This window comes from Paeniglutamicibacter sp. ZC-3, from assembly GCF_025847175.2.
GTDB lineage: Bacteria > Actinomycetota > Actinomycetes > Actinomycetales > Micrococcaceae > Paeniglutamicibacter > Paeniglutamicibacter sulfureus.
The window spans coordinates 1-20,585 of sequence record NZ_JAOYTG010000006.1 but is presented as its reverse complement, the minus strand read 5'-3'; the positions used below and the strand labels follow the sequence as shown (position 1 = coordinate 20,585).

The window sequence follows — 20,585 nt, the reverse complement described above, 5'->3', positions numbered from 1 at the left end:
CGAGCCCGGTCCTTCACCAACCCCCAAGGAGAAAAACATGGCCAACACCCAAGTGGCCACCCCAGCGCAGCTTTCGGCTGCCAGAAAGGCAGTGGTCAGTTCCTCGATTGGCGCCGCCTTGGAGTGGTTCGACATCATCGTCTACGCGACCTTCGCCGTGGTCATCGCGGAGAACTTCTACCCGGAGTCTGACGGGACCTTCGCCCTTGTGCTCACCTTCGCAACCTTTGCGCTGTCCTACGTCATCAGGCCGCTGGGCGGAATGATCCTGGGCAGCTATGCCGACCGCAAGGGGCGGAAGAATGCACTGACGCTGACACTCATGCTGATGATGGTCGGTACGCTCATCATGGCGGTGGCCCCATACCTACGCCCAGGTAGGCGTGTGGGGTGCGGTGATCATCCTGGTCTCGCGGCTGATCCAGGGCTTCTCCGCCGGCGGCGAGTTCGGCACGGCAACGGCCTTCCTGATTGAAACCGCTCCAAACAAGAAGGCCTTCTACTCGTCGTGGCAGGTCGCCAGCCAGGGCGCATCCATGCTGCTGGCCTCGGCCTTCGGCTATGGCTTGACGCAGTGGCTCTCCGAGGAGGACCTGTACAGCTGGGGCTGGCGGGTACCGTTCTTCGTCGGGCTGCTGATCGGCCCGGTTGGTCTTTACATCCGTGCCAAGCTGGATGAAACCGAGGAGTTCATGCAAAGCGAGAAGGAGCACGCTCCGTTGAAGGCCCTGGTGGTCAACCACTACGGCCGGCTGCTGGCCGGTTCGGCTGTCATCGGCGTCGCCACCATTTCGGTCTACATGATCCTGTACATGCCGACCTTTGCCGTGACCAACCTGGGGATCCCTGCCACCGCTGCTTTCCTTGGCGGCGTCGTTGCGGGTCTTATCGTGCTGATCGGGGTCCCGTTTGTCGGGCATCTTGCAGACAGGGTCGGCCCGGCCAAAGTCATGACCTATGCGGCCGTCGGGGCGCTCTTGCTGGCCTGGCCGTTGTTCCAGCTGATGGTCAGCAACCCGACCGTGCCGGTCATGGTGATTGTCATTGCGCTCCTCGGAGTGATCATGGCCTTCTACTTCGGCCCGATGCCGGCGCTGCTGTCGGCCTTGTTCCCGGCAGCCATCCGCGGAACTGGGCTCGCCGTCACCTACAACGTCGGAGTCACCCTGCTCGGAGGCATCGCGCCCCTCGTGCTCACGTGGCTGTTGAGCATCACGGGTTCCCTGAACGCCCCGAGTCTCTACTACATGGCGATTGCCGTCATTTCCCTCGTGGGTCTCTACTTCGTGCGTAAACGCTACGCGCAGGCGTAGCCAAGGGGGAGGTCGGGCCGCCGGATAGTTCCCTTGGGTACCGTCTGGTGGCCTCGGGCCTGCGCTGGACCGGCTTGTCCGGTTCACGCGATTCGGACGCGCGATTTGCCAAGTCAGGGATGTCTGTATTAGATTATCTTCTTGTTGCAACGCACTCGATCGGAAATGTTCCGGGAAAGTGCTTGTTCCAGGGGCCTTTAGCTCAGCTGGTAGAGCGTCACGTTTACACCGTGAATGTCATCGGTTCGATCCCGGTAGGGCCCACACGCAAGATCCCTCGAGGGAATGACGTAAGTCGATTCCCTCGAGGGATCTTTTCGTTAAGCCAAAACATAGCCGGCAATGCGGGCGAACGCTCGAATGCAAAAGTGCTTCGCGGCCCCAGACTTGTCTCGGGGCCACGAAGCACTTGTATTGGGTCGAAGGACTGATTATTTGTCTGTAACGTCCTTGGCAGCATCCTTGACGTGTTCCCCGGCCTGCTTGGCCCTTGCCGCCGCCTGATCCTTGATGCCCTCGGCCTGCAACCGTTCGTTATCCGTTGCGTCGCCAAGTTTTTCCTTGGCTTGGCCGGCGACTTCCTGTGCCTTGTTGCTGATCTTGTCTCCGAGTCCCATGGTGGAATTCCCTTCGTTGATCTTGCCTGGACTCGTTCCACGCTATTAAGTCAACCTTGGCATTAGCTGGGAGCCACGGGGTGTGAACGGAAAGCCAGCTCCGCGGCCTTGGGGCCAGGCCCGTGCATCGGCATGTCGGCGCTGATTTTCGCAGACGGAGTACGTTCCGAATGGACTCGGGAAAACACTCGGTTGACACTCGGATGGGCGAGGCCTAGTCTGTATAAATCAGATTTATGTCCGATATCACCATGTTATGTAGGACATTACTTTTGGATCCACGATGGAGTGACGATGAACAGCCTTGCCAACCCGCCCATGATCGTTATGGGAGTTTCTGGATGCGGTAAATCCACGGTGGGCAAGATGCTTGCGGAGGAACTCGGTGCGACGTTCACTGACGGCGACGATCTTCACCCCGCGTCCAACAAGGAAAAGATGGCTGCGGGCCATCCGCTGGATGACGCCGATCGCCAGCCGTGGCTCGCGACCATTGGCCACGCACTTTCCAGAAGTTCCAAAAGCGGCACCCCTGCGATCATCGCGTGTTCCGCACTCAAGCGCAGCTATCGCGACCTGCTGCGTGCCCATGAGCCAGCCACGCTCTTCATCCACCTGCGCGGCCCTGCCGACCTCATCCAGAACCGGCTTGACGAACGCAGCCATGAATACATGCCCTCGACCCTGCTCACCTCGCAATTGAACGCGCTCGAGGCCATCGAAGCTGACGAAGCCGCCATCGAAGTGGACATCAGCCATAGCCCGGAAGACATTGTGGCCCTCGTGGCCAATAACTTGAACTACAAGTAACATCCGGAACCGACCGGTTCCACCCCCATCACCCGACATCCTTATACCTCCGAAGGACAATGATGACCGACGAGTTAGTCATGAACTGGACGCTGGGGACACCTGCGCTCCTCTCCATTGCCGTGGGCGCAATCCTGCTGCTGCTTTTGTTCATTATCAAATGGCGCATCCATGCATTCGTTGCACTCGTGGTCATCTCGCTGCTGACCGCAGTTGCCACCGGCATCCCGGTGGCAGCGGTGATTCCGACCCTCACCGGCGGATTCGGCGGGACGCTGGCCTCCGTCGCACTGCTGGTCGGCCTGGGTGCCATGCTCGGGCGCATGCTCGAGACAAGTGGCGGAGCCGAGGTGCTGACCAATGCGTTGATCAACAAGTTCGGCGAGAAGCGCGCACCGCTGGCGCTGTCCATCGCCTCGCTGCTCTTCGGATTCCCGATCTTCTTCGACGCCGGCCTGGTCGTCATGCTGCCAATCATCTTCACGGTGGCACGCCGCCTGGGTGGCTCCTTCCTGGGCTACGCCTTCCCGGCAGCCACCGCATTCTCCGTCATGCACATCTTCGTGCCGCCGCACCCGGGCCCGGTCGCCGCCTCCGGCCTGCTCGAGGCCAATGTCGGCCTGGTCCTGCTGCTGGGCCTCGTCGTCGCCCTGCCAACCTGGTTCTTCGCAGGCCACTTGTTCGGCAAGTATGTGGGACGGAAGTTCAACATCGCCATCCCGGACATCCTGGCCGGCACCGCCCAGGAGCAGCACGACTTCGCCTCCACGCCGAAGCTGGGCACCGTCGTGACCCTGTTGCTGCTGCCGCTGGTCCTGATCTTCATGAACACCGGCCTGAACACCCTTGCCTCAGCCGGAATCGTGGACAGCCAGGCACAGTGGGTCCAGATCCTGCGCCTGGTCGGCGAGACGCCGGTCGCCCTGCTGATCACCGTGTTGCTGGGCATGTACCTGCTGGGCTACAAGCAGAACAAGGACAAGACACTCATCGAGACCGTCGTCGACTCGGCTCTTGGCCCGGTATGCTCGATCATCCTGATCACCGGCGCCGGCGGCATGTTCGGCGCGGTGCTGCGCGCCAGCGGCATCGGCGACGCGGTTGCCGATTCACTCGACGCCCTCGGCCTGCCGATCATCGTCGCCGGCTTCATCATCGCCGCCGTGGTGCGCGTCGCCCAGGGTTCGGCCACCGTCGCGCTGACCACTGCCGCCGCCATCGTCCAGCCCGTGGTGGTGGGCAACGCGGACCTGAACCAGATTGAGGTCGTGGCCATCGTGCTGGCTCTGGCCGCAGGCTCTGTCTTCGCCGGCCACGTCAACGACTCCGGCTTCTGGTTGGTCAGCCGGTTCTTCGGGATGGACGTCAAGACGACGCTGAAGGTCTGGACCGTGGGCCAGGCGCTGGTCGGCGTGATCGGCTTTGCCATCGCGTACCTGATCTTCGCCGTCGCCGCCGCGTTCTAGTCCCGCACTTCTTCGAACAACACCCAGGGAAGGAATCCACATGGGCAGCAACCTTTTTGACCTGACCGGGCGTATCGCGCTGGTCACCGGATCCTCGCGCGGCATCGGGAGGGAACTTGCCGCGGGCCTGGCCGACGCCGGGGCCACGATCGTGCTCCACGGCCGCAATGCCGAGACACTGGCGGCCACGGCCGCCGAGTTCGAGTCCCGCTACGGAGCGGACCGCATCTTCTCCTACGCGTTCGACGTGACCGACGCGGACGCCGTGGCCCGGAACATCTCGGCCATCGAGGCCGAGGTCGGACCGCTGCGGATCCTGGTGAACAACGCGGGCATCCAGCACCGCGTGCCTCTGCTGGAGCTTGATGTCGCCGACTGGCAGCGCGTGCTCGACACCAACCTGACCAGCGCCTTCCTGGTGGGCCGCGAGGCAGCGCGGGGCATGCTTCAGCGCGGCAAGGGCAAGATCATCAACATCTGCTCCGTGCAGACGGACCTGGCCCGGCCCACCATCTCCGCCTACACCGCGGCCAAGGGCGGGCTGCGCAACCTGACCCGGGCCATGACAGCCGAGTGGGCGTCCGGCGGACTGCAGGTCAACGGCATCGCCCCGGGTTACATCCACACCGAGATGACGCAGAACCTGGTGGACGATCGAGACTTCAACTCCTGGATCCTGGGCCGCACCCCGGCCGGGCGCTGGGGCACCGTAGCCGACCTGGCCGGCCCCGCCGTGTGGCTGGCCTCGGACGGATCCAACTACGTCAACGGCCAGACCATCTTCATCGACGGAGGCATGACAGTTGTCGTCTAGCACCCCTGCAACCGCCGTGGTGGCCCATGCCGCCGGCGACCTTAGGGTCGAGGCCATCGAGGTCCCCGCGCCGGCTTCGCACGAGGCGCAGATCGCCATCGCCTACGGCGGCATCTGCGGATCGGACCTGCACTACTGGATGCACGGGGCGGCGGGGGAGTCCATCCTCAAGGCGCCCATGGTCCTGGGCCACGAAATCGTCGGCACGGTCCTCGCCGCGGCCGCCGATGGAACCGGCCCCGCGGCCGGCACCCGCATCGCGGTGCACCCCGCCACCCCCGGCGGCTCCGGCGCACGCTACCCCGGGGAGAGGCCCAACCTCTCCCCGGGCTGCACCTATCTGGGCTCCGCGGCACGGTACCCGCACACCGAGGGTGCCTTTGCCACAGCGGTGAACCTGCCCGCGCGGATGCTGCGGGAACTGCCGGCGGGGCTTGCGCTGCGCGATGCCGCCCTGGCCGAACCTGCCGCCGTGGCCTGGCACGCCGTCTCCCGCGCCGGCGGGGTTGCCGGCAAGCGGGTCATGGTCATTGGCGCCGGTCCCATCGGCGTGCTGGCCGTTGCGGTGCTCAAGCGGGCAGGTGCCGCTCAAATCATCGCGGTGGACATGTTCGATCGCCCGCTGGAAATCGCCACGGCAGCCGGCGCGACCACCACCTTGAAGGCCGATGACGTCGACGCCATCGCCGAGATCGAGGCCGACGTGGTCATCGAGGCCAGCGGAAACCACCGCGGCTTGGCCTCGGCGGTTCGCGGCACGGTCCGGGGAGGGCGCATCGTCATGGTCGGCCTGCTACCCTCGGGCGAGCAGCCGGCACTGATCTCGCTGGCCATCACCCGTGAGCTCGAACTGGTCGGTTCCTTCCGCTTCAACGACGAGATCGATGAGGTGCTGGGCGCACTTGCGGACGGCACACTGGACGTCTCGGCCGTCGTCACCCACGAATTCGGTGTCGACCAGGCCCTTGCCGCCTTCGCCGTGGCGAAGGACTCCGCTGTATCCGGTAAGGTCCTGCTGAAGTTCTAACCGCTGCTTTCACCCGGTCAGCTTTCGACATACCGCAAAAAACATAGGCGCTCCGCCAGACTCCCATAGGGGATCCGGCGGAGCGCCTTTCGCTTGCGGGTCTTAGGCCTGGGGCTGCGGGAAGAGTCGCGGCCGATCCGCCCACACGCCGCAGATCTCCTGATTGGTGCGGCGCATGATCAGCTCCATGGATTCCCTCGCCCGGTGTGGCTCGCGGCCGGAAATCGCGTCGGCGACCGCCTGGTGCCAGGCCAGCGCTTCTTCGTGGGGGTGCTCGGGCATCAAGCCAAGTTCGGTGCGTCCCCGCAGCGTCTCGCCGATCGGATTGGCCAGGTTCGCAAACATCTCATTGCCCGAGGCCGCCAACACCAGCGCGTGGAAGCGGATGTCCAGCTCCAGGAACGACGCCAGGTCCCCGGAACGGCCGGCATGGCGCATCCGGGCGGCCAGGTTCAGCAACTCGCCGCAAAATTCCGGCGGCGCGTGCTCTGCCGCGAGTTCGGCTGCCATGGGTTCAACGGCCACGCGAAGCTCGGTCAGGGAGCGCAATTGCGCGCCCTGACCGTCTCCGGCCAGGCGCCAGCGGATGACCAGCGGGTCAAAGGGGTTCCAGTGCTCGGCGGCCAATACCCGGATCCCGACGCGCTTGGTGGAAACCACCAGGCCGGCCGAGGCCAAAACGCGTACGGCCTCGCGAACGACCGACCGGGAGACCCCCAGCTCGCCCTCCAACTCGGATGCCAGGATCACGTCGCCGGCGGGAATGGATCCGTCGACAATGCGGCTTCCGAGATGGTCGACGGCTCGTTGGTGCAGGCTATTGGGCATAAGCCAATCCTATCGGGAATCAACTGCACAAATTTCCCAGTGAACAGGCAAAAAGCCACGTGTTTCCGGGGCAACAAATGGCAACGAGGCGTGTTCTTCTGGCCATGGAGACGCCAGACAAACTAAAGTGGACAGAAGTCACGGAGCCGTGCCCGGCGCTCCTTCGTGCCGGTATTCGCCCGGCCCAGCAAAATCGCAACGATGGAGACTTCATGCCTGCACAGATTGGCGTCACCGGCCTAGCCGTCATGGGCGCAAACCTCGCCCGCAACTTCGCCCGCAACGGATACACCGTGGCGCTGCACAACCGCTCGGTCGCCAAGACCGACGCATTGCTGGCCGCGCACGGCGACGAGGGCGACTTCATCCGCACCGAGACCCTGGCCGAACTCGTCCAGAACCTTGAGACCCCGCGCCGCGTGCTGATCATGGTCAAGGCCGGCGGCCCCGTCGACTCGGTCATCGATTCGCTTATCCCGCTGCTCGAGGCGGGCGACATCATCATCGATGGCGGCAACTCCAACTTCGTGGACACCCGCCGCCGCGAGGCCGCACTGGCCGAAAAGGGCCTGCACTTCGTGGGCATCGGCGTCTCCGGCGGCGAGGAGGGCGCCCTGCTGGGCCCCTCGATCATGCCCGGCGGCTCGAAGCAGTCCTACGACGCCCTGGGCCCGATGCTGGAAAAGATCTCCGCCAAGGCCGTCGACGGCGCTCCGTGCTGCGCCTGGATCTCCACCGACGGCGCCGGGCACTTCGTGAAGATGGTGCACAACGGCATCGAATACGCCGACATGCAGGTCATCGGCGAGGCCTACGATCTGCTGCGCACCGGCGCCGGCATCGAGCCGGCGGCCCAGGCAGCGATCTTCGAGGAATGGAACAAGGGCGAACTCGCCTCCTTCCTCATCGAAATCACCGCCGAGGTGCTGGCCCACACGGACGCGAAGACCGGCAAGCCGCTGGTTGACGTGATCGTCGACTCCGCCGGACAGAAGGGCACCGGCCGCTGGACCGTGCAGTCGGCCCTGGACCTGGGCTCCCCGACCTCGGCCATCGCCGAATCCGTGTTCGCCCGTGGCCTGTCCTCGCAGCGCGAGATGCGCGCCATCGGCCAGGAGGTCCTGGCGGGCCACGAGGTCGCCGTCGAGCTGGACGAGAACTTCGTCGAAGACGTGCGCCAGGCACTCTTCGCCTCCAAGCTGGTGTCCTACGCCCAGGGCCTGGACATGCTCACCAGCGCCGGCAAGGAATACAACTGGGAGCTGAAGCTCGACGAGATCGCCTCGCTGTGGCGCGAAGGCTGCATCATCCGCGCGGCCCTGCTTGCAGACATCACCAAGGCCTACGCAGCGGATGAAAAGCCTGCAAACCTGCTCTTCGCCCCCGCCTTCTCTGAGGCCATCGCCGCTGCCCTTCCGGCCTGGCGCCGCGTGGTGTCCACCGCCGTCCAGCTGGGCGTGCCGGTGCCGGTGTTCTCCGCCTCGCTGGCCTACTACGACGGCCTGCGCCGCAAGCGCCTGCCGGCAGCGTTGACCCAGGGCCTGCGCGACCTCTTCGGTGCGCACACCTACAACCGCGTCGACACCGCCGGCTCGTTCCACACCCAGTGGAGCGGCGACAAGACCGAAATCGAAGCCGAAGACACCCACTAGTCGACACGCGCTTCACCACCACGAGGTGGTGCCACCCGGAATACCGGTGGCACCACCTCGTGGTTTTTTGCGGGCATGTCCGCCGCCCGGAGACGCAAAAAACGGTGCCGGTGCCGCCCCCAAGGGGACCGGCTCCGACACCGCAACTTGTTCGATCAGGCCAGCCCTAGATCCACATGGCCGGATCGATGTATTCGGCCGGATCCACGGCCGGCTTGTGTTCCTCGGCGGTGCGCGGGCGGTTCTTCGCCGGCATGCCGGTGATGATGGAATCCGCCGGGGCATCCTTGACCACCACGGCGTTGGCGCCGATGGCGGAATCCGCGCCGATCACAATCGGGCCCAGCACCTTGGCGCCGGCCCCGATGACCACACGGTCACCGATGGTCGGGTGGCGCTTGACCTTGGCCAGCGAGCGCCCGCCGAGGGTCACCCCGTGGTAGATCATCACGTCGTCGCCGATCTCGGCGGTCTCCCCGATGACCACGCCCATCCCGTGGTCGATGAAGAACCGCCGGCCGATGGTGGCTCCCGGGTGGATCTCTATCCCGGTGAGGAAGCGGCCGGCCTGGGAGAGCAGGCGCGCAGGAAAGCGCGTCCTGGGGTTCTGCCACAGCCGGTGGGTCAGCCGGTGGATCCAGATCGCATGGAGGCCCGAGTACGCCAGGAAGTTCTCGGCCTGCCCGCGGGCGGCGGGATCATGCGCACTTGCCCCGCGCAAGTCTTCGGCTAGTCGGGAAAAGAATCTCAAACCTTGGCCTTTGTTTGTGCGGCGATCCGGCTGTTGGCCGGAAAGCTGCGGGTGAAGCCCGAAGCGGTGCCGGTCGGGGCGTGTGGTTTCCCGCGCGCCCCAACCGACACCGACCGGATCGGCAGTCTTAGCCACGGATGTCGTCGAAGAGCAGCGTGGAGATGTAACGTTCGCCGAAGTCGGGGATCACGGCGACGATGAGCTTGCCGGCGTTTTCCTCGCGCTTGGCGATTTCCAGGGCCCCCCAGACGGCGGCGCCGCCGGAGATGCCGCCGAGGATGCCTTCCTGCGTCCCCAGCGCGCGGGCAATGGCGACCGAGTCGTCGATCGAGGCGTCAAGCACCTCGTCGTACAGCTCGGTGTCCAGCACCTCGGGGATGAAGTTCGCTCCCAGGCCCTGGATCTTGTGCGGGCCCGGCTTGCCGCCGTTGAGGATCGCCGAATCCTTCGGCTCGACCGCGATGACCTGCAGGCCAGGCTTCTGCTCCTTGAGGAAGCGGCCAGCACCGGTGATGGTGCCGCCGGTGCCGATGCCGGCCACGAAGATGTCGATTTCGCCCTCGGTGTCGTTCCAGATCTCAGGACCGGTGGTCGCTGCATGCACCTCCGGGTTGGCGGCGTTGGCGAACTGCTGCGCCCAGATGGCGTTGTCGGTGGTGGCGACGATTTCCTTGGCCTTTTCCACGGCGCCGCGCATGCCTTCGGAACCCGGGGTCAAGACGATCTCCGCGCCGAAGGCCCGCAGCATCACGCGGCGCTCGGTGCTCATCGTCTCGGGCATGGTCAGCACCACCTTGTAGCCGCGGGCCGCTCCGACCATGGCCAGGGCGATTCCGGTGTTGCCGGAGGTGCCCTCGACGATGGTGCCGCCCGGGCGCAGGTCCCCGGAGGCCTCGGCGGCGTCAACGATGGCAACGCCAATGCGGTCCTTGACCGAGTTGGCCGGGTTGTAGAACTCCAGCTTCACGGCGATGTTGCCCGGCAGCCCGGCACCCAGTCGGTTCAGGCGCACCAGCGGGGTGCGGCCAACAATTTGCGTGACGTCGTTGTAGATCTTCGACATGGTGTCCTTTGTCCTTGGGTGTGGAAGCGGAATGGGCCGTTCAGGCACGGTCCCGTCGGGCAGTGACGCGCCGGGAACCTCAGGTACAAGCCTAGTCAGGACCGCTCGGCGGCGGGTTCCTCGAGCCATGTTGCGTAATATTTCCTGGCCTTGGCCAGTTTCGGGTCGATGATGACCCGGCAGTACCCCTCTTCGGGGAAGCGGTTGTAGTAGTCCTGGTGGATTCCCTCGGCCACGAAAAAGTCACCCGGGACCTCGAAAGCCGTCACCAGCGGATCGGGGTAGAGCTCCCCGAACTTCAGCGCGCTTTCGCGGAAAATCGACTCCTGCGCTGCGTCAAGCGGGTACATCGCCGAGCGGTACTGGGTGCCGACGTCGTAGCCCTGGCGGTTGAGCGTCGTGGGGTCGTGGGTGGTGAAAAACATGTCGAGTATGACCTCGTCCGGAACGACGGCGGGGTCGAATGTTACGGCAACGGCTTCGGCGTGTCCCGTATTTCCTCCGCAGACCGTGCGGTAGTTCGGGGCGGGGTCGGAACCGCCGGTGTATCCGGACACCACGGCGTGGACTCCGCGCGTGCGCTGGTAGACGGCATCAAGGCACCAAAAACAGCCGCCGGCCAGCACAAAGGTGGTCAGCTCCTGACCGGCGGGACCCCGGGTCGTGGCAGAAAAGCGGATCGGTGTGCTGGAAATTGAGAAATCATTCACACTTACACTCAAGCACAGGCGCCGCCAATTCATTCCCGCGGGTCCGATGCCGCCGCCCCCTGCTCACGGCACGGGCGCAAAATGCGGCCAGCACATGAGGGCATTCGGGGCCGATCCGGATACGGTAGATGCATGCAGAGCAATAAGCAGCAGCCTCACGGCATGCGTATCGTCTCCGGGCCGGGATCGGCCGACCAGGAAAGCGCCGGCACCGCCCATACGGAGGCAAATCCCGCCGCCCCCGGCGCCGTGGCGGCCGCATCGACGCCGTCGAGCATGCCCACGACCGCACCCGGCAACGATTCTCCCCTCGATTCCGCCGCGGCGGGCACAGGCGCAGCGGGGCAGGCCGTGGCTTCCGGGAACGCCTCGACCGCCGCGCCTGCCCGGTTCGGCACCGAGACCGAAGAACCGGCATCCGGCCAGATGGAAGCCATGCTGTCCACTCCCACCCTCGGACAGGTGCTGATTGCCGTCGAGGAACTCTGGCCCGCTTCGCTGGCCGAGGAATGGGACACCGTCGGACCCGTGGTCGGGCGCCCCGAACGCGAAGTCAAGCGGATCATGTTCGCCGTCGATCCCACCCTTGAGGTGGTGGCCGACGCGGTTTCCCGCGGCACCGACCTGCTGGTCACCCACCACCCGCTGCTGCTGCGCCCGGTCAACTCCGTGGCCGCCACCGGGTTCAAGGGCGAGGCAGTGCACCTGCTCATCGAATCCGGCTGCGCGCTGGTCACCGCCCACACCAACGCGGACTCGGCCATCGGCGGGGTCTCCGACGTGCTGGCCGACATCTTTGGCCTGACCCAGACGCAGCCGCTGGCACCCTCCAAGGACGGGCTGCCCGAGGAAGGCATCGGCCGGGTCGGCATGCTGCCCGAACCGCTGCAGCTGCACGAGTTCGCCTCCCGCGTCTTCTCCGCGATGCCCTCGGTGGCCGGCGGAGTGCGCGTGGCCGGGGACCGCGCAGGGATCGTGCGCAAGGTCGCCGTGTGTGGAGGGGCGGGGGATTCGCTCTTCGATGCCGTCCGTGCCGCCGAGGCCGATGTCTACGTGACCGCCGATTTGCGCCACCACCCCGCATCCGAGGCCCGCGAAGCCGCATTGAACGGCAAGCCCTACCTCATCGACGTTTCCCACTTCGCTTCCGAGTGGCTGTGGCTGCCCACCGCCGCCGACGCGCTGAAGAACGTCCTGCACGATTTGGGACACGATGTGGAGGTCGGCGTCTCGGCCATCAACACCGATCCCTGGGACTTCATTCTCACGCCGTAACCGCTCGACCCCACCCACCTGCCTCGATGCGGTGCGCGCTCACCGCTCCCGGATTTCCCGGGCAGGGAGCGCGCACCGCATCTTTTGCATCCGCGCCGTTCGTGCCCGCTTGGACGGCCCGCGGGGGTTATCCACAGAACCCATGCCGGCGCTGGCGGGCACCGATGTCCGGGGAGCACCATGGATCCCATGGACACACCGGCCGGCATCATCGACTCGGCCCTCGCCGCACTCGGTGGGGCTTTGGGGACCGGCACCGGAGCATCTTCCGGTCCCGGCACCCCCGTCGATCCGCTGCGTCTGTTGGCCGCCGTTGACCTGGTCGCCCGCCGCCTGTTGGAGCAGGGGGCCGCCTCCGCGGCCGGCTCCCCGGTCCGGGCCGCCGCGTTGGCGCAACTGGCCGAATGCCTCTTCCGCACCGGGTCCTACGGGCAGGTCCTGGCCGCCGGCACCTGCGAGGCCGCCGAGGTCCACACCCTCACCGAAGCGCCGCTGGCCGAAACCAACCAGGTGCTGAAAGACGCGGCCGGTTTTGTCGCCGGCACCAGCGGCCTGCCGGCGGATGCAGTGACCGGCCCCGACCGCAAGCCCCTGCACCGCGACACCGCCGAGTTCCTCAAGAACCAACTGCACCTGAGCTATTTCCAGGCTGCCCACCGCGTCAGCACCCACGCCCGGCTCATGGAGCACAACGGCCCGGACGGCACCACGCTGCCGCCGACCTTCCCGCACCTCGGCCGGGCGCTGGCTGGCGGCTCCTCCGACCCCAAGGTCCTGGCCAACGCAGCGGCGAAGCTCGCCGCTTTGGAACCGTCCCTGGAGGCGCAACCGGACCCTGAGAAGACCCGCGCCGCGCTGGAGAAGCAAGTTGCCCGCACCCTTCACACCGCCGACGAGGCCGCGGTCGGCAGGCTCCTGAAGCAGGTGGCCATCGACCTTGAGCACACCAGCGTCGAGGGGCAGGAGGCCGCAAGGGCCCGGTTCGAGGGGCTGCGCTTTCGCTGCCACAAACCTGCCGGCTACATCTGGGAGCTCACCACCGACGCCGAGGGCCACGAAATGCTCTGCACCCTGGCCGAGGACCTGAACAATCCCCGCACCGCTTCCGGCACTCCCGCCACCCCGGAAACCGTCTCCCCGCCGGCACTCCTTGACGAGGCCGGAATCCCGGGCACGGCAAACGACGCCGAAGCCATTGAGCGCGCCGAGGACGCTGAAAACGCCCCCGAGATTCCCGCCTGGGCCGTCAACCCCGACGTCCCCGCCGGGCAGCGTCCCCGGGCCGGATTCAACGATGTCGGCAAGCCGCTGCCATGCGCCAACCCCTACGGCCTGCCCGAGCACGACCGATACCCCGGCGAAACCCGAGACGAAGCCAACGCCAGGCGCCGCGCCCAACGCCTCTCTGCTGCACTATTCGAGGCCCTGCGCTCCTGGATGGACCCCGCAGCCGCGGAGCCCGGGATGCCTTTGAACTCCCGCGTCGAATTGTTGGTCATGATCGACTACGCCGCGCTCACCGGGGCCCTGGAAACCGCCGGGTTCACCAGCCACGGGCAATACATCTCCGCCGCCGCCGCCCGCCGCCTGGCCTGCAACGCCGGGATCACCCCAGTGGTCATGGGTGGGGAGGGCCAGCCCCTGGATGTGGGCCGACGCAAACGCTTCTTCACCAAGGGCCAGAGGCGCGCCATCGCGGCCCGCGACCGAGGCTGCGCCAACCCCGGCTGTTCCATGCCCGTCCATCGCTGCGAGGCCCACCACCTCAAGTCATTCTCCGAAGGCGGAAAGACAGAAGTCAGTAACGGTTTGTTGCTATGCATCCGGTGCCACACCGCCTTCCACGCGGGTCACTTCGGCATCCGGGTCGTAGCCGGCATTCCACACGTCGTCCTTCCCGCATCGCGCGACCCGCTCCAAAGACCCAGGCGGAACTGGGTCTTCCATCCCGAAGCCGCAGCCGCCTGAAACTCCACTCCCGCTAAAAGGCGAGCCTCCTGCGATGCCGTGCCGCCTGCCGCCCCCTTTGGCTTCCCGGCCGTGCCCGGGCGGTGCCAGCCTCGCCATCGACAGATTCCGGCGGGTCACAATCACCACGAAGTTCCCCGACTGACTAGGGTTGTGCCTAGGCGATCTCTGATCGCCCAGGCATACCAGGAACGGCAGCGCCACGGCGCGCACAGCGGAGGACACCATGGCAAAGGCAGCACCGGCGGAACAGCTTCGACTCTTGGACGTGGCAGCGCTCGATTCGCAGGCCACCAAGCTCACCCGCCAGATCGCCGAGGCCACCGCGGATGCACAACTTGCCGCGGCCCAGGTTGCCCTCGAGGAGGCCCGAGCCGCACAGGACGAGGTGCAGATCGAGGTCGACGCCGCAGCGGCAGCACTCAAGGAATCCGAGTTGGCCGTGGAAAAGGTCGTGGCCCACATCGGCAAGGACCAGAAGCGCATCGATGCCGGCGCCGGTACGCACCAAGACCTGATGGCGCTGTCACACGAAATCGACTCGCTCACCGTCCGTCGAAACGACCTTGAAGACACCGAGCTTGAGCTCATGTCGGCTCTCGAGGAGGTGCAGGAGCGGGCCGCGGAGGCGCAGGCCCGTACTGCCACCCGAGCCGACGAGCACGCGAAGCACCTGGCGCGCCGCGATGCCGCCGTTGCCTTGCTGCAGGACCAGCTTGCCGAATCCCGGGACGCCCGCGCCAGGCTGGTGGCCACCTTCGATGAAGCACTCATCGCCATCTACGAGAGGTTGCGCACCCGCAACGGCATCGGCGCGGCCCGCCTCTTCCACGGCACCTCCGAGGCCAGCGGCATTGCTCTGTCCGCGGGCGACCTGGGGGAAATCAAGGCTGCGCCGGCCGATGAGCTGGTCTTCTGCCCCGACACCGGAGCCATCCTGGTGCGCAGTGAAGAATGGGGAGCATAGGCCACCCCGCGGCCCATGTCCGTGAGAGTGCGCCGGGTTCCGGGCGGCTGCACCACACATAGATCCGGGTCCGCGACATGGCCGCGTCCCGGGGCACTCTCGGCCGGCTGTTCGAGGAACTTGGCTACACGGCTGGGGTTTGCTGGAAGGGCGGAACCAGCTACGTCGGGGCGCATGACTACATTGTGCTGGAATCGGGCCCCTATGTGCTCGACGAGCCCCATCGAAGGAAGGCACCAGGCGTCAACCACCTGGCCGGCTCAGCCGGATCGCGCCGAAGGGTCGACGCACTCACTTGGCAGGCCCAGTCCCGCGGCTTTGTCTTGCTCTTTGCCGAGGCACACCCGTATGCGGGTGGCCCGGCACGCTACGCGTCCTATCTGGAGCATCCGGCCGGGTTTGAAAACGAGCTGGTTGCCGATATAGCGGGGACCGATGGACCCGACATCGCCGAACCCGACGCGGCAAGTTCCAATCCCGCAAGCTAGTTTCCGACGGCCCTGAAGGCGTGGTCCTCCGGCAGGATGATGTTTAGCTGGTGCGCCTTGCGTGAGGTGCCGGGCACCAGCTCGGCTTCCCAGCGTTCGCGTGCGGCCTCCAGCAATTCCGTAGGCGTCGCGACCTCGGCCCCTCGGGTGAGCAGATGCGATGCCAGTTCGCCACGGGTGTGCTTGGCGAAGTGCGAAACAACCTTGCGCACGCCCCCGCGCAACTGGAACACCGAGACGCTCACGGAGTTTGAAGCCGGCGGCACCCACGCCGCGGCATAAGTGCTGGAACGGCAATCAACAACCAAGTCGTCGCCGGCCCGCGCGTTGAGGACCGGCGTCAGCTTCGGCTTCCACCAACCGGCAAGCTTGCCGATCTCGGGCAGCTTCACCGACATGGACAACCTGTACGCCGGGATCCGGTCGGCAAAACCCACGGCTCCCCAGAGCGCGGAGATCACCAGGATGCTCGCATCAGCTCGCTCACGCGCCGCGGCGTCCAGTCGTTCATAGCCCAGCGCCTCAAAAAGCACGCCGGTGTATACGGTGTGTGCGGCAGCCGCGGGTTCCGTGTGCAATTCGATGTTGCGCGTGACTTCGGCGACCAGCGACTTGCCCACGCCGAGCACCTCGAGCGCGTCATCGGCACGGGAAACCTCGGCCAGGGCAGCCAACAGCTGGTGGCGATGCGGCTTCAGCTCCGGGAACTGAAGGGCATCGGGATCAAAGGGGTCGCCGTTGCCGGCGGGTTCTTTGCCCTCGGAGGGCGGAAGCAAAATCAACACCGGTCAAGCCTAGTCTTCCGTCGCCCCAGTTCCTGATTCGTTGACGCCGCCAACCACCAGATGGGAGTTTGCCGCCTCTCTGGTGCGGAGAGCAGTGCAAAAGCGACTAGACTTGAATGCTGGACGGGATGGCCAGACGATCGCGTGCCACGCAAGTGGCCCGAGGAACGTCCGGGCTCCACAGAACAGGGTGGTGGGTAACGCCCACTCGGGGAAACCCGCAGGCCAGTGCCACAGAGAATAGACCGCCCGCATTCGTGCGGGTAAGGGTGAAACGGTGGTGTAAGAGACCACCAGCGCTCCGGGTGACCGGAGCGGCTAGGTAAACCCCACCCGGAGCAAGGTCAGACAGACTACTGGGTTGTTCGCTCAATGTAGTCGGGTGGACCGCTCGAGGGTGTCGGCAACGGCACTCCTAGATAGATGATCGTCACCGCGATTCGGGTAACCGACCGCGACACAAAACCCGGCGTATCGGCCATCCCGTCCACCACAATCCCGTGCCTCCCGGGCGACCCGTGGGAAGCCAGGCTCAACAACTGCACCGAGCTTGGCATCAAGGATCGGCCGCGCGCACGCATTTGACCAACCCGAGGGCGACCGCCACGCTGCCGGCCCTCGTGCAGCCTGCTACCCGGACCACTTCCACGCACAGGCGCCGAACCCAGGGCATCCACAACCTGCAAGTTTCGGTTGAGCAGCGGACGACGCCTGACTAGACTGTCTCCTGCAAAACTCGACGCGTACGAAAGGACAACACCGTGCATCAACTGGACTTGATTCGTGCCGCCGCAGAAGACGTGGCCTCCGCCCGCATTCTCCTGAACGAACGAATCGAAGCGCTCGACGCCATCGTGGCGGCCGCCCTGGAACACGACATCCCGATGGCCAAGGTGGCCGAAGCCGCCCAGGTGGAAGGTCTGGACGAGATCCGGAAATCGCCGGTGTCGGCAGATACCGTACTTGTCGCCTGAACACCCCAGGGGTGCCGGAGCACACGCCTCGCCCCGGCACCCCTGCCACAGCATTAGACTCAAGGCATGGAGTGGCTATTCTGGCTGATCGGGATACCGGTGCTGTGCATCGGTTTGCTGTGGGCTGCCTCCAAGTTCACCTTTCCCACCGAAGGCGGGGGTGACGGAGCCTCGGGATTTTTCGATGCCCTGAACGCCTTCTACCAACCCTCCGGCACGGCCGCCCAACAGGCACGGGAGGAACAAAAACGCCAGGTCCTTGAGTCGGCCCAAGGCCAGGACAAGGACCCCCTTGCAGGTTTCCCGCACCAACCACCCGGCCACCCGCATGAGGCGGCCGACGGTTCCGATGATTCGCCACAGGAACCATGGACCCCGCGATAGTACAAAGCGATAAACGAATCGCGCCGCCGGCCACCCCCATCGAAGTCTCGTGCAGCGACGGGCAGATCCTGTACGGACACGTATTTGAACCGAACGGACGGGCCCCCGACACCTCGGACACGGTTCCGGTCAAGGGCATCGTGGTCATTGCCTGCGCTACCGGCGTGACGGCGCGATACTACCGCCGCTACGCCGCCTTTCTGGCGGAGCACGGCTTCAGCGCCATCACCTTCGACTACCGCGGGATCGGCGCCTCCGCACCCGGGTCGCTGCGCGGATTCCGGGCGCGATGGCATGACTGGGGCCTTTATGACATCGATGCGGTCCTCGGCTGGGCCCGGAACCACCACGTGCATCTGCCCCTGCACTTCGTGGGCCACAGCTTTGGCGGGTTCGGCGTCGGGCTTGCGCCCGAATCCCGCCACCTCACCCGCATCCTGACCGTCGGTGCGCAGCATGCACACTGGCGTGACTACGCGACGGGCCACCGCGCACGATTCATCGCCCGATGGCACCTGGTCATGCCGATGTTGACATTGGCCAGCGGATTCTTCCCGGGCAAGCGCAGCGGATGGCTCGAGGACCTGCCCCGGGGAGTCGCACTGGACTGGGCACGCGGCCGCAAGGACTTCACGTTGAATGCACCGCCCGCCTTGCGCAATAGACTCCGCGCCTCCCAACGTGGATTACAGGCACCCATCCTCGCGGTCGCCACCACCGACGACCCGTACGCCTCCGCGCCGGCGATCGCCCGCACCCTGGCCTACACACCGCACGCGCCGTCCACCACACGTTTCCTGGAACCGGGAGCCTACGGCCAGAAGGGCATCGGGCACTTCGGGCTTTTTCACGACATGCACAAGTCCACGTTCTGGCAGCAGACCTTGGTTTGGCTCGAGCACGGCGTTGATCCATGGGCCACGAAGGCGACTCCGTACCGGAGCCCAGGACGCACCCCGGCGTCCGAGACCCCGAAGAGCCAGTAGGTGTGAGAGACCTCACCGACCCGCACCGTGGATCTCCGCGCAGGCATACTAGAATGGTTTCGGGCCCTAGTGCTCCACGGGGGAATGATCCTGCTACCCCCTGAACAACCGTTTCTGCAAAGGTGCTTTTACGGTAACAACCGGCTTGAGGATCGCCAGCCGGCTGATTTGGAAGGATTTTCAGTGACCCAGCAGTCTGTCGAAGCCCTACAGGAATGGAGCGGGCGCGAAGAGCTCGCCGAGGCCATGATCCCGTTGATCGGGCGCCTGTACCGCAACAACAACGTGGTGACCTCCATTTATGGCCGCAAGCTGATCAACCAGTCGGCCATCAACATCCTCAAGGCACACCGCGTGGTCCGCCGCATCGAAGGCGAGGAGCTGCCCCTTGAGCAGACCATGCCGCTGCTGCAGGCCATCGAAACGCTGGACCTCGGGGCCGTCGCCATCGATCTGGGACGCCTGAACAAGAAGTTCACCGAATCCGGCTCCACCGATCTCACCGCTTTCCTCACCGAGGAACTGGGCGAGAAGGTCGGCAAGTCCGGCGCCACCGACGCCGAGCCCACCGACGTGGTCCTCTACGGTTTTGGCCGCATCGGCCGTCTGCTGGCCCGCATCCTCATCGAACGCGGCGGCTACGGGTTGCGCCTGCGCGCCATCGTTGTCCGCAAGGGCTCGGACGACGACATCGTCAAGCGCGCCTCGCTGCTGCGCCGCGACTCCGTCCACGGTCCGTTCGACGGCTCGATCACCGTGGATGAGGAGAACAACACCATCCTCGCCAACGGAACCCTGATCCAGGTCATCTACTCGAATGACCCGACCACCGTCGACTACACCGAATTCGGCATCGACAACGCCATCGTGGTGGACAACACCGGTCGCTGGCGCGACGAGGCAGGCCTCTCCCAGCACCTGCAGGCCAAAGGCGTTTCCCGCGTACTGCTGACCGCACCGGGCAAGGGCAACCTGAAGAACATCGTCCACGGCATCAACCACAAGGACATCACCGCCGAGGACAAGATCGTCACCGCCGCATCGTGCACCACCAATGCGATCACCCCGGTGCTCAAGGCCCTGAACGACCGCTTCGGCGTCATCCACGGCCACGTCGAGACGGTCCACTCGTTCACCAACGACCAGAACCTCATTGACAACTTCCACAAGGGCGAGCGTCGCGGCCGTTCGGCGGCGCTGAACATGGTCATCACCGAGACCGGTGCAGCCAAGGCCGTGGCCAAGGCCCTTCCGGAGCTCGAGGGTAAGCTGACTGGCAACGCCATCCGCGTTCCCACCCCCGATGTCTCGATGGCGATCCTGAACCTCAACCTTGAGACGGAGACGACCAAGGAAGAGCTCAACACCTACCTGCGCGAGGCATCCCTGGGAGCCGAGCTGCACAAGCAGATCGACTTCATCGATTCACCCGAGGTCGTCTCCTCCGACTTCGTCGGCTCGCGCCGCGCCGGCATCGTCGACGGCCTGGCAACCATCGCCACCGGCAAGAACGCCGTTGTCTACGTCTGGTACGACAACGAGTTCGGTTACTCCTGCCAAGTGGTCCGCGTCCTTGAAACCATGGCCGGCACGCACCCGCTGGCGGTTCCGGCCATGGCCGTGACCGAGCCTGCAGCGGTCTAGCTGGTCCTTCCCCAATCGGGGAATAGAAGCGGGCGCTGCCTTCCGGATAACCGGAAGGCAGCG

General features: G+C 65.6%; 21 protein-coding genes, 1 tRNA gene and 1 other RNA gene. 17 read left to right on the top strand and 6 right to left on the bottom strand.

Translation table 11 applies throughout. The features are described 5' to 3' along the window. Positions 1–37: 37 nt before the first annotated feature. From OIU93_RS08560 to OIU93_RS08550, 3 genes are all read left to right on the top strand, one after another. The gene (locus OIU93_RS08560) at positions 38–475 is read left to right on the top strand and encodes an MFS transporter (RefSeq protein ID WP_264269672.1); all 438 of its coding nucleotides are present in this window, start codon (positions 38–40) and stop codon (positions 473–475) included. After that, positions 396–1,313 (top strand): MFS transporter, encoded by a 918-nt coding sequence (locus tag OIU93_RS08555; protein WP_264269671.1) that lies wholly within the window; start codon positions 396–398, stop codon positions 1,311–1,313. The genes OIU93_RS08560 and OIU93_RS08555 overlap by 80 nt, the downstream gene beginning before the upstream one ends. A 191-nt stretch (positions 1,314–1,504) precedes the next feature. After that, positions 1,505–1,577 (top strand) — tRNA-Val (locus OIU93_RS08550). A gap of 167 nt (positions 1,578–1,744) precedes the next feature. Here the strand turns inward: OIU93_RS08550 and OIU93_RS08545 are convergent. Further along, positions 1,745–1,930 (bottom strand): CsbD family protein, encoded by a 186-nt coding sequence (locus OIU93_RS08545; protein ID WP_264269670.1) that lies wholly within the window; start codon positions 1,928–1,930, stop codon positions 1,745–1,747. 294 nt (positions 1,931–2,224) lie between these two features. Between OIU93_RS08545 and OIU93_RS08540 the strand changes: the two genes are divergently transcribed. From OIU93_RS08540 to OIU93_RS08525, 4 genes are all read left to right on the top strand, one after another. Further along, on the top strand, positions 2,225–2,740 hold the full coding sequence (locus tag OIU93_RS08540) for a gluconokinase (RefSeq protein ID WP_264269669.1): 516 nt from the start codon (positions 2,225–2,227) through the stop codon (positions 2,738–2,740). A gap of 62 nt (positions 2,741–2,802) precedes the next feature. Beyond that, a complete protein-coding gene (locus OIU93_RS08535; RefSeq protein WP_264269668.1) occupies positions 2,803–4,206 on the top strand; it encodes a GntP family permease in 1,404 nt (467 codons plus the stop codon). 40 nt (positions 4,207–4,246) lie between these two features. Beyond that, entirely contained in the window at positions 4,247–5,020 is a 774-nt protein-coding gene (locus OIU93_RS08530; protein ID WP_264269667.1) for an SDR family oxidoreductase, read from the top strand. Next, complete coding sequence (locus tag OIU93_RS08525) at positions 5,010–6,047, top strand: L-idonate 5-dehydrogenase (RefSeq protein WP_264269666.1); 1,038 nt, start codon at positions 5,010–5,012, stop codon at positions 6,045–6,047. The genes OIU93_RS08530 and OIU93_RS08525 overlap by 11 nt, the downstream gene beginning before the upstream one ends. Before the next feature lie 102 nt (positions 6,048–6,149). Here the strand turns inward: OIU93_RS08525 and OIU93_RS08520 are convergent, their stop codons facing one another. Further along, positions 6,150–6,875: a FadR/GntR family transcriptional regulator gene (locus OIU93_RS08520; protein WP_264269665.1), complete on the bottom strand. Its 726-nt coding sequence runs from the start codon at positions 6,873–6,875 to the stop codon at positions 6,150–6,152. Positions 6,876–7,087: 212 nt separating this feature from the next. Here OIU93_RS08520 and gndA point away from each other — a divergent pair, with 212 nt between their 5' ends. Further along, positions 7,088–8,527 (top strand): NADP-dependent phosphogluconate dehydrogenase, encoded by a 1,440-nt coding sequence (gene gndA / locus OIU93_RS08515; RefSeq protein ID WP_264269664.1) that lies wholly within the window; start codon positions 7,088–7,090, stop codon positions 8,525–8,527. Positions 8,528–8,693: 166 nt separating this feature from the next. On the opposite strand, the gene epsC is transcribed toward gndA, so the two are convergent. The 3 genes from epsC to msrA all read right to left on the bottom strand — a co-directional run bounded on the left by epsC (position 8,694) and on the right by msrA (position 10,979). Continuing rightward, complete coding sequence (gene epsC / locus OIU93_RS08510; RefSeq protein ID WP_264269663.1) at positions 8,694–9,278, bottom strand: serine O-acetyltransferase EpsC; 585 nt, start codon at positions 9,276–9,278, stop codon at positions 8,694–8,696. Positions 9,279–9,405: 127 nt separating this feature from the next. Then, entirely contained in the window at positions 9,406–10,341 is a 936-nt protein-coding gene (gene cysK, locus OIU93_RS08505) for a cysteine synthase A (RefSeq protein ID WP_264269662.1), read from the bottom strand. Positions 10,342–10,436: 95 nt separating this feature from the next. Continuing rightward, positions 10,437–10,979: a peptide-methionine (S)-S-oxide reductase MsrA gene (msrA, locus tag OIU93_RS08500; RefSeq protein WP_264269807.1), complete on the bottom strand. Its 543-nt coding sequence runs from the start codon at positions 10,977–10,979 to the stop codon at positions 10,437–10,439. Between the two features lie 204 nt (positions 10,980–11,183). Between msrA and OIU93_RS08495 the strand changes: the two genes are divergently transcribed. The 4 genes from OIU93_RS08495 (at position 11,184) to OIU93_RS08480 (ending at position 15,749) form a co-directional block, all read left to right on the top strand. Then, positions 11,184–12,326, top strand: coding sequence for a Nif3-like dinuclear metal center hexameric protein (locus tag OIU93_RS08495; protein ID WP_372342891.1), 1,143 nt, complete (start codon positions 11,184–11,186; stop codon positions 12,324–12,326). 189 nt (positions 12,327–12,515) lie between these two features. Continuing rightward, positions 12,516–14,294, top strand: coding sequence for an HNH endonuclease signature motif containing protein (locus OIU93_RS08490; protein ID WP_264269661.1), 1,779 nt, complete (start codon positions 12,516–12,518; stop codon positions 14,292–14,294). 226 nt (positions 14,295–14,520) lie between these two features. Beyond that, a complete protein-coding gene (locus OIU93_RS08485) occupies positions 14,521–15,261 on the top strand; it encodes a zinc ribbon domain-containing protein (RefSeq protein ID WP_264269660.1) in 741 nt (246 codons plus the stop codon). A gap of 77 nt (positions 15,262–15,338) precedes the next feature. Then, entirely contained in the window at positions 15,339–15,749 is a 411-nt protein-coding gene (locus OIU93_RS08480) for a glyoxalase (protein ID WP_264269659.1), read from the top strand. Here OIU93_RS08480 and OIU93_RS08475 read toward each other — a convergent pair. Then, on the bottom strand, positions 15,746–16,534 hold the full coding sequence (locus OIU93_RS08475) for a YaaA family protein (protein WP_264269658.1): 789 nt from the start codon (positions 16,532–16,534) through the stop codon (positions 15,746–15,748). The genes OIU93_RS08480 and OIU93_RS08475 overlap by 4 nt on opposite strands. A gap of 124 nt (positions 16,535–16,658) precedes the next feature. Here OIU93_RS08475 and rnpB point away from each other — a divergent pair. The 5 genes from rnpB to OIU93_RS08450 all read left to right on the top strand — a co-directional run bounded on the left by rnpB (position 16,659) and on the right by OIU93_RS08450 (position 20,522). Next, positions 16,659–17,024, top strand: an RNA gene (rnpB, locus tag OIU93_RS08470) — RNase P RNA component class A. 271 nt (positions 17,025–17,295) lie between these two features. Then, positions 17,296–17,508: a hypothetical protein gene (locus OIU93_RS08465; protein WP_264269657.1), complete on the top strand. Its 213-nt coding sequence runs from the start codon at positions 17,296–17,298 to the stop codon at positions 17,506–17,508. Positions 17,509–17,574: 66 nt separating this feature from the next. After that, positions 17,575–17,892 carry a hypothetical protein gene (locus OIU93_RS08460; RefSeq protein ID WP_264269656.1) on the top strand — a complete coding sequence of 106 codons (318 nt, stop codon included), beginning with the start codon at positions 17,575–17,577 and terminating at the stop codon, positions 17,890–17,892. Next, positions 17,877–18,878, top strand: a complete 1,002-nt coding sequence (locus OIU93_RS08455) for an alpha/beta fold hydrolase (protein ID WP_264269655.1) — start codon at positions 17,877–17,879, stop codon at positions 18,876–18,878. Before OIU93_RS08460 ends, OIU93_RS08455 begins: the two co-directional genes overlap by 16 nt. A 183-nt stretch (positions 18,879–19,061) precedes the next feature. Beyond that, positions 19,062–20,522: a glyceraldehyde-3-phosphate dehydrogenase gene (locus tag OIU93_RS08450; protein ID WP_264269654.1), complete on the top strand. Its 1,461-nt coding sequence runs from the start codon at positions 19,062–19,064 to the stop codon at positions 20,520–20,522. The last annotated feature ends 63 nt before the right edge of the window (positions 20,523–20,585 follow it).

Bases quoted from the DNA above. Each gene is read 5' to 3' on its own strand.
- OIU93_RS08560 (WP_264269672.1), top strand. From the start codon at position 38: ATGGCCAACACCCAAGTGGCCACCCCAGCGCAGCTTTCGGCTGCCAGA.
- cysK (WP_264269662.1), bottom strand. From the start codon at position 10,341: ATGTCGAAGATCTACAACGACGTCACGCAAATTGTTGGCCGCACCCCG.
- OIU93_RS08455 (WP_264269655.1), top strand. From the start codon at position 17,877: ATGGACCCCGCGATAGTACAAAGCGATAAACGAATCGCGCCGCCGGCC.
- OIU93_RS08540 (WP_264269669.1), top strand. From the start codon at position 2,225: ATGAACAGCCTTGCCAACCCGCCCATGATCGTTATGGGAGTTTCTGGA.
- OIU93_RS08545 (WP_264269670.1), bottom strand. From the start codon at position 1,930: ATGGGACTCGGAGACAAGATCAGCAACAAGGCACAGGAAGTCGCCGGC.
- gndA (WP_264269664.1), top strand. From the start codon at position 7,088: ATGCCTGCACAGATTGGCGTCACCGGCCTAGCCGTCATGGGCGCAAAC.
- OIU93_RS08485 (WP_264269660.1), top strand. From the start codon at position 14,521: ATGGCAAAGGCAGCACCGGCGGAACAGCTTCGACTCTTGGACGTGGCA.
- OIU93_RS08535 (WP_264269668.1), top strand. From the start codon at position 2,803: ATGACCGACGAGTTAGTCATGAACTGGACGCTGGGGACACCTGCGCTC.
- OIU93_RS08520 (WP_264269665.1), bottom strand. From the start codon at position 6,875: ATGCCCAATAGCCTGCACCAACGAGCCGTCGACCATCTCGGAAGCCGC.
- OIU93_RS08480 (WP_264269659.1), top strand. From the start codon at position 15,339: ATGGCCGCGTCCCGGGGCACTCTCGGCCGGCTGTTCGAGGAACTTGGC.
- OIU93_RS08460 (WP_264269656.1), top strand. From the start codon at position 17,575: ATGGAGTGGCTATTCTGGCTGATCGGGATACCGGTGCTGTGCATCGGT.
- OIU93_RS08495 (WP_372342891.1), top strand. From the start codon at position 11,184: ATGCAGAGCAATAAGCAGCAGCCTCACGGCATGCGTATCGTCTCCGGG.
- OIU93_RS08530 (WP_264269667.1), top strand. From the start codon at position 4,247: ATGGGCAGCAACCTTTTTGACCTGACCGGGCGTATCGCGCTGGTCACC.
- OIU93_RS08490 (WP_264269661.1), top strand. From the start codon at position 12,516: ATGGACACACCGGCCGGCATCATCGACTCGGCCCTCGCCGCACTCGGT.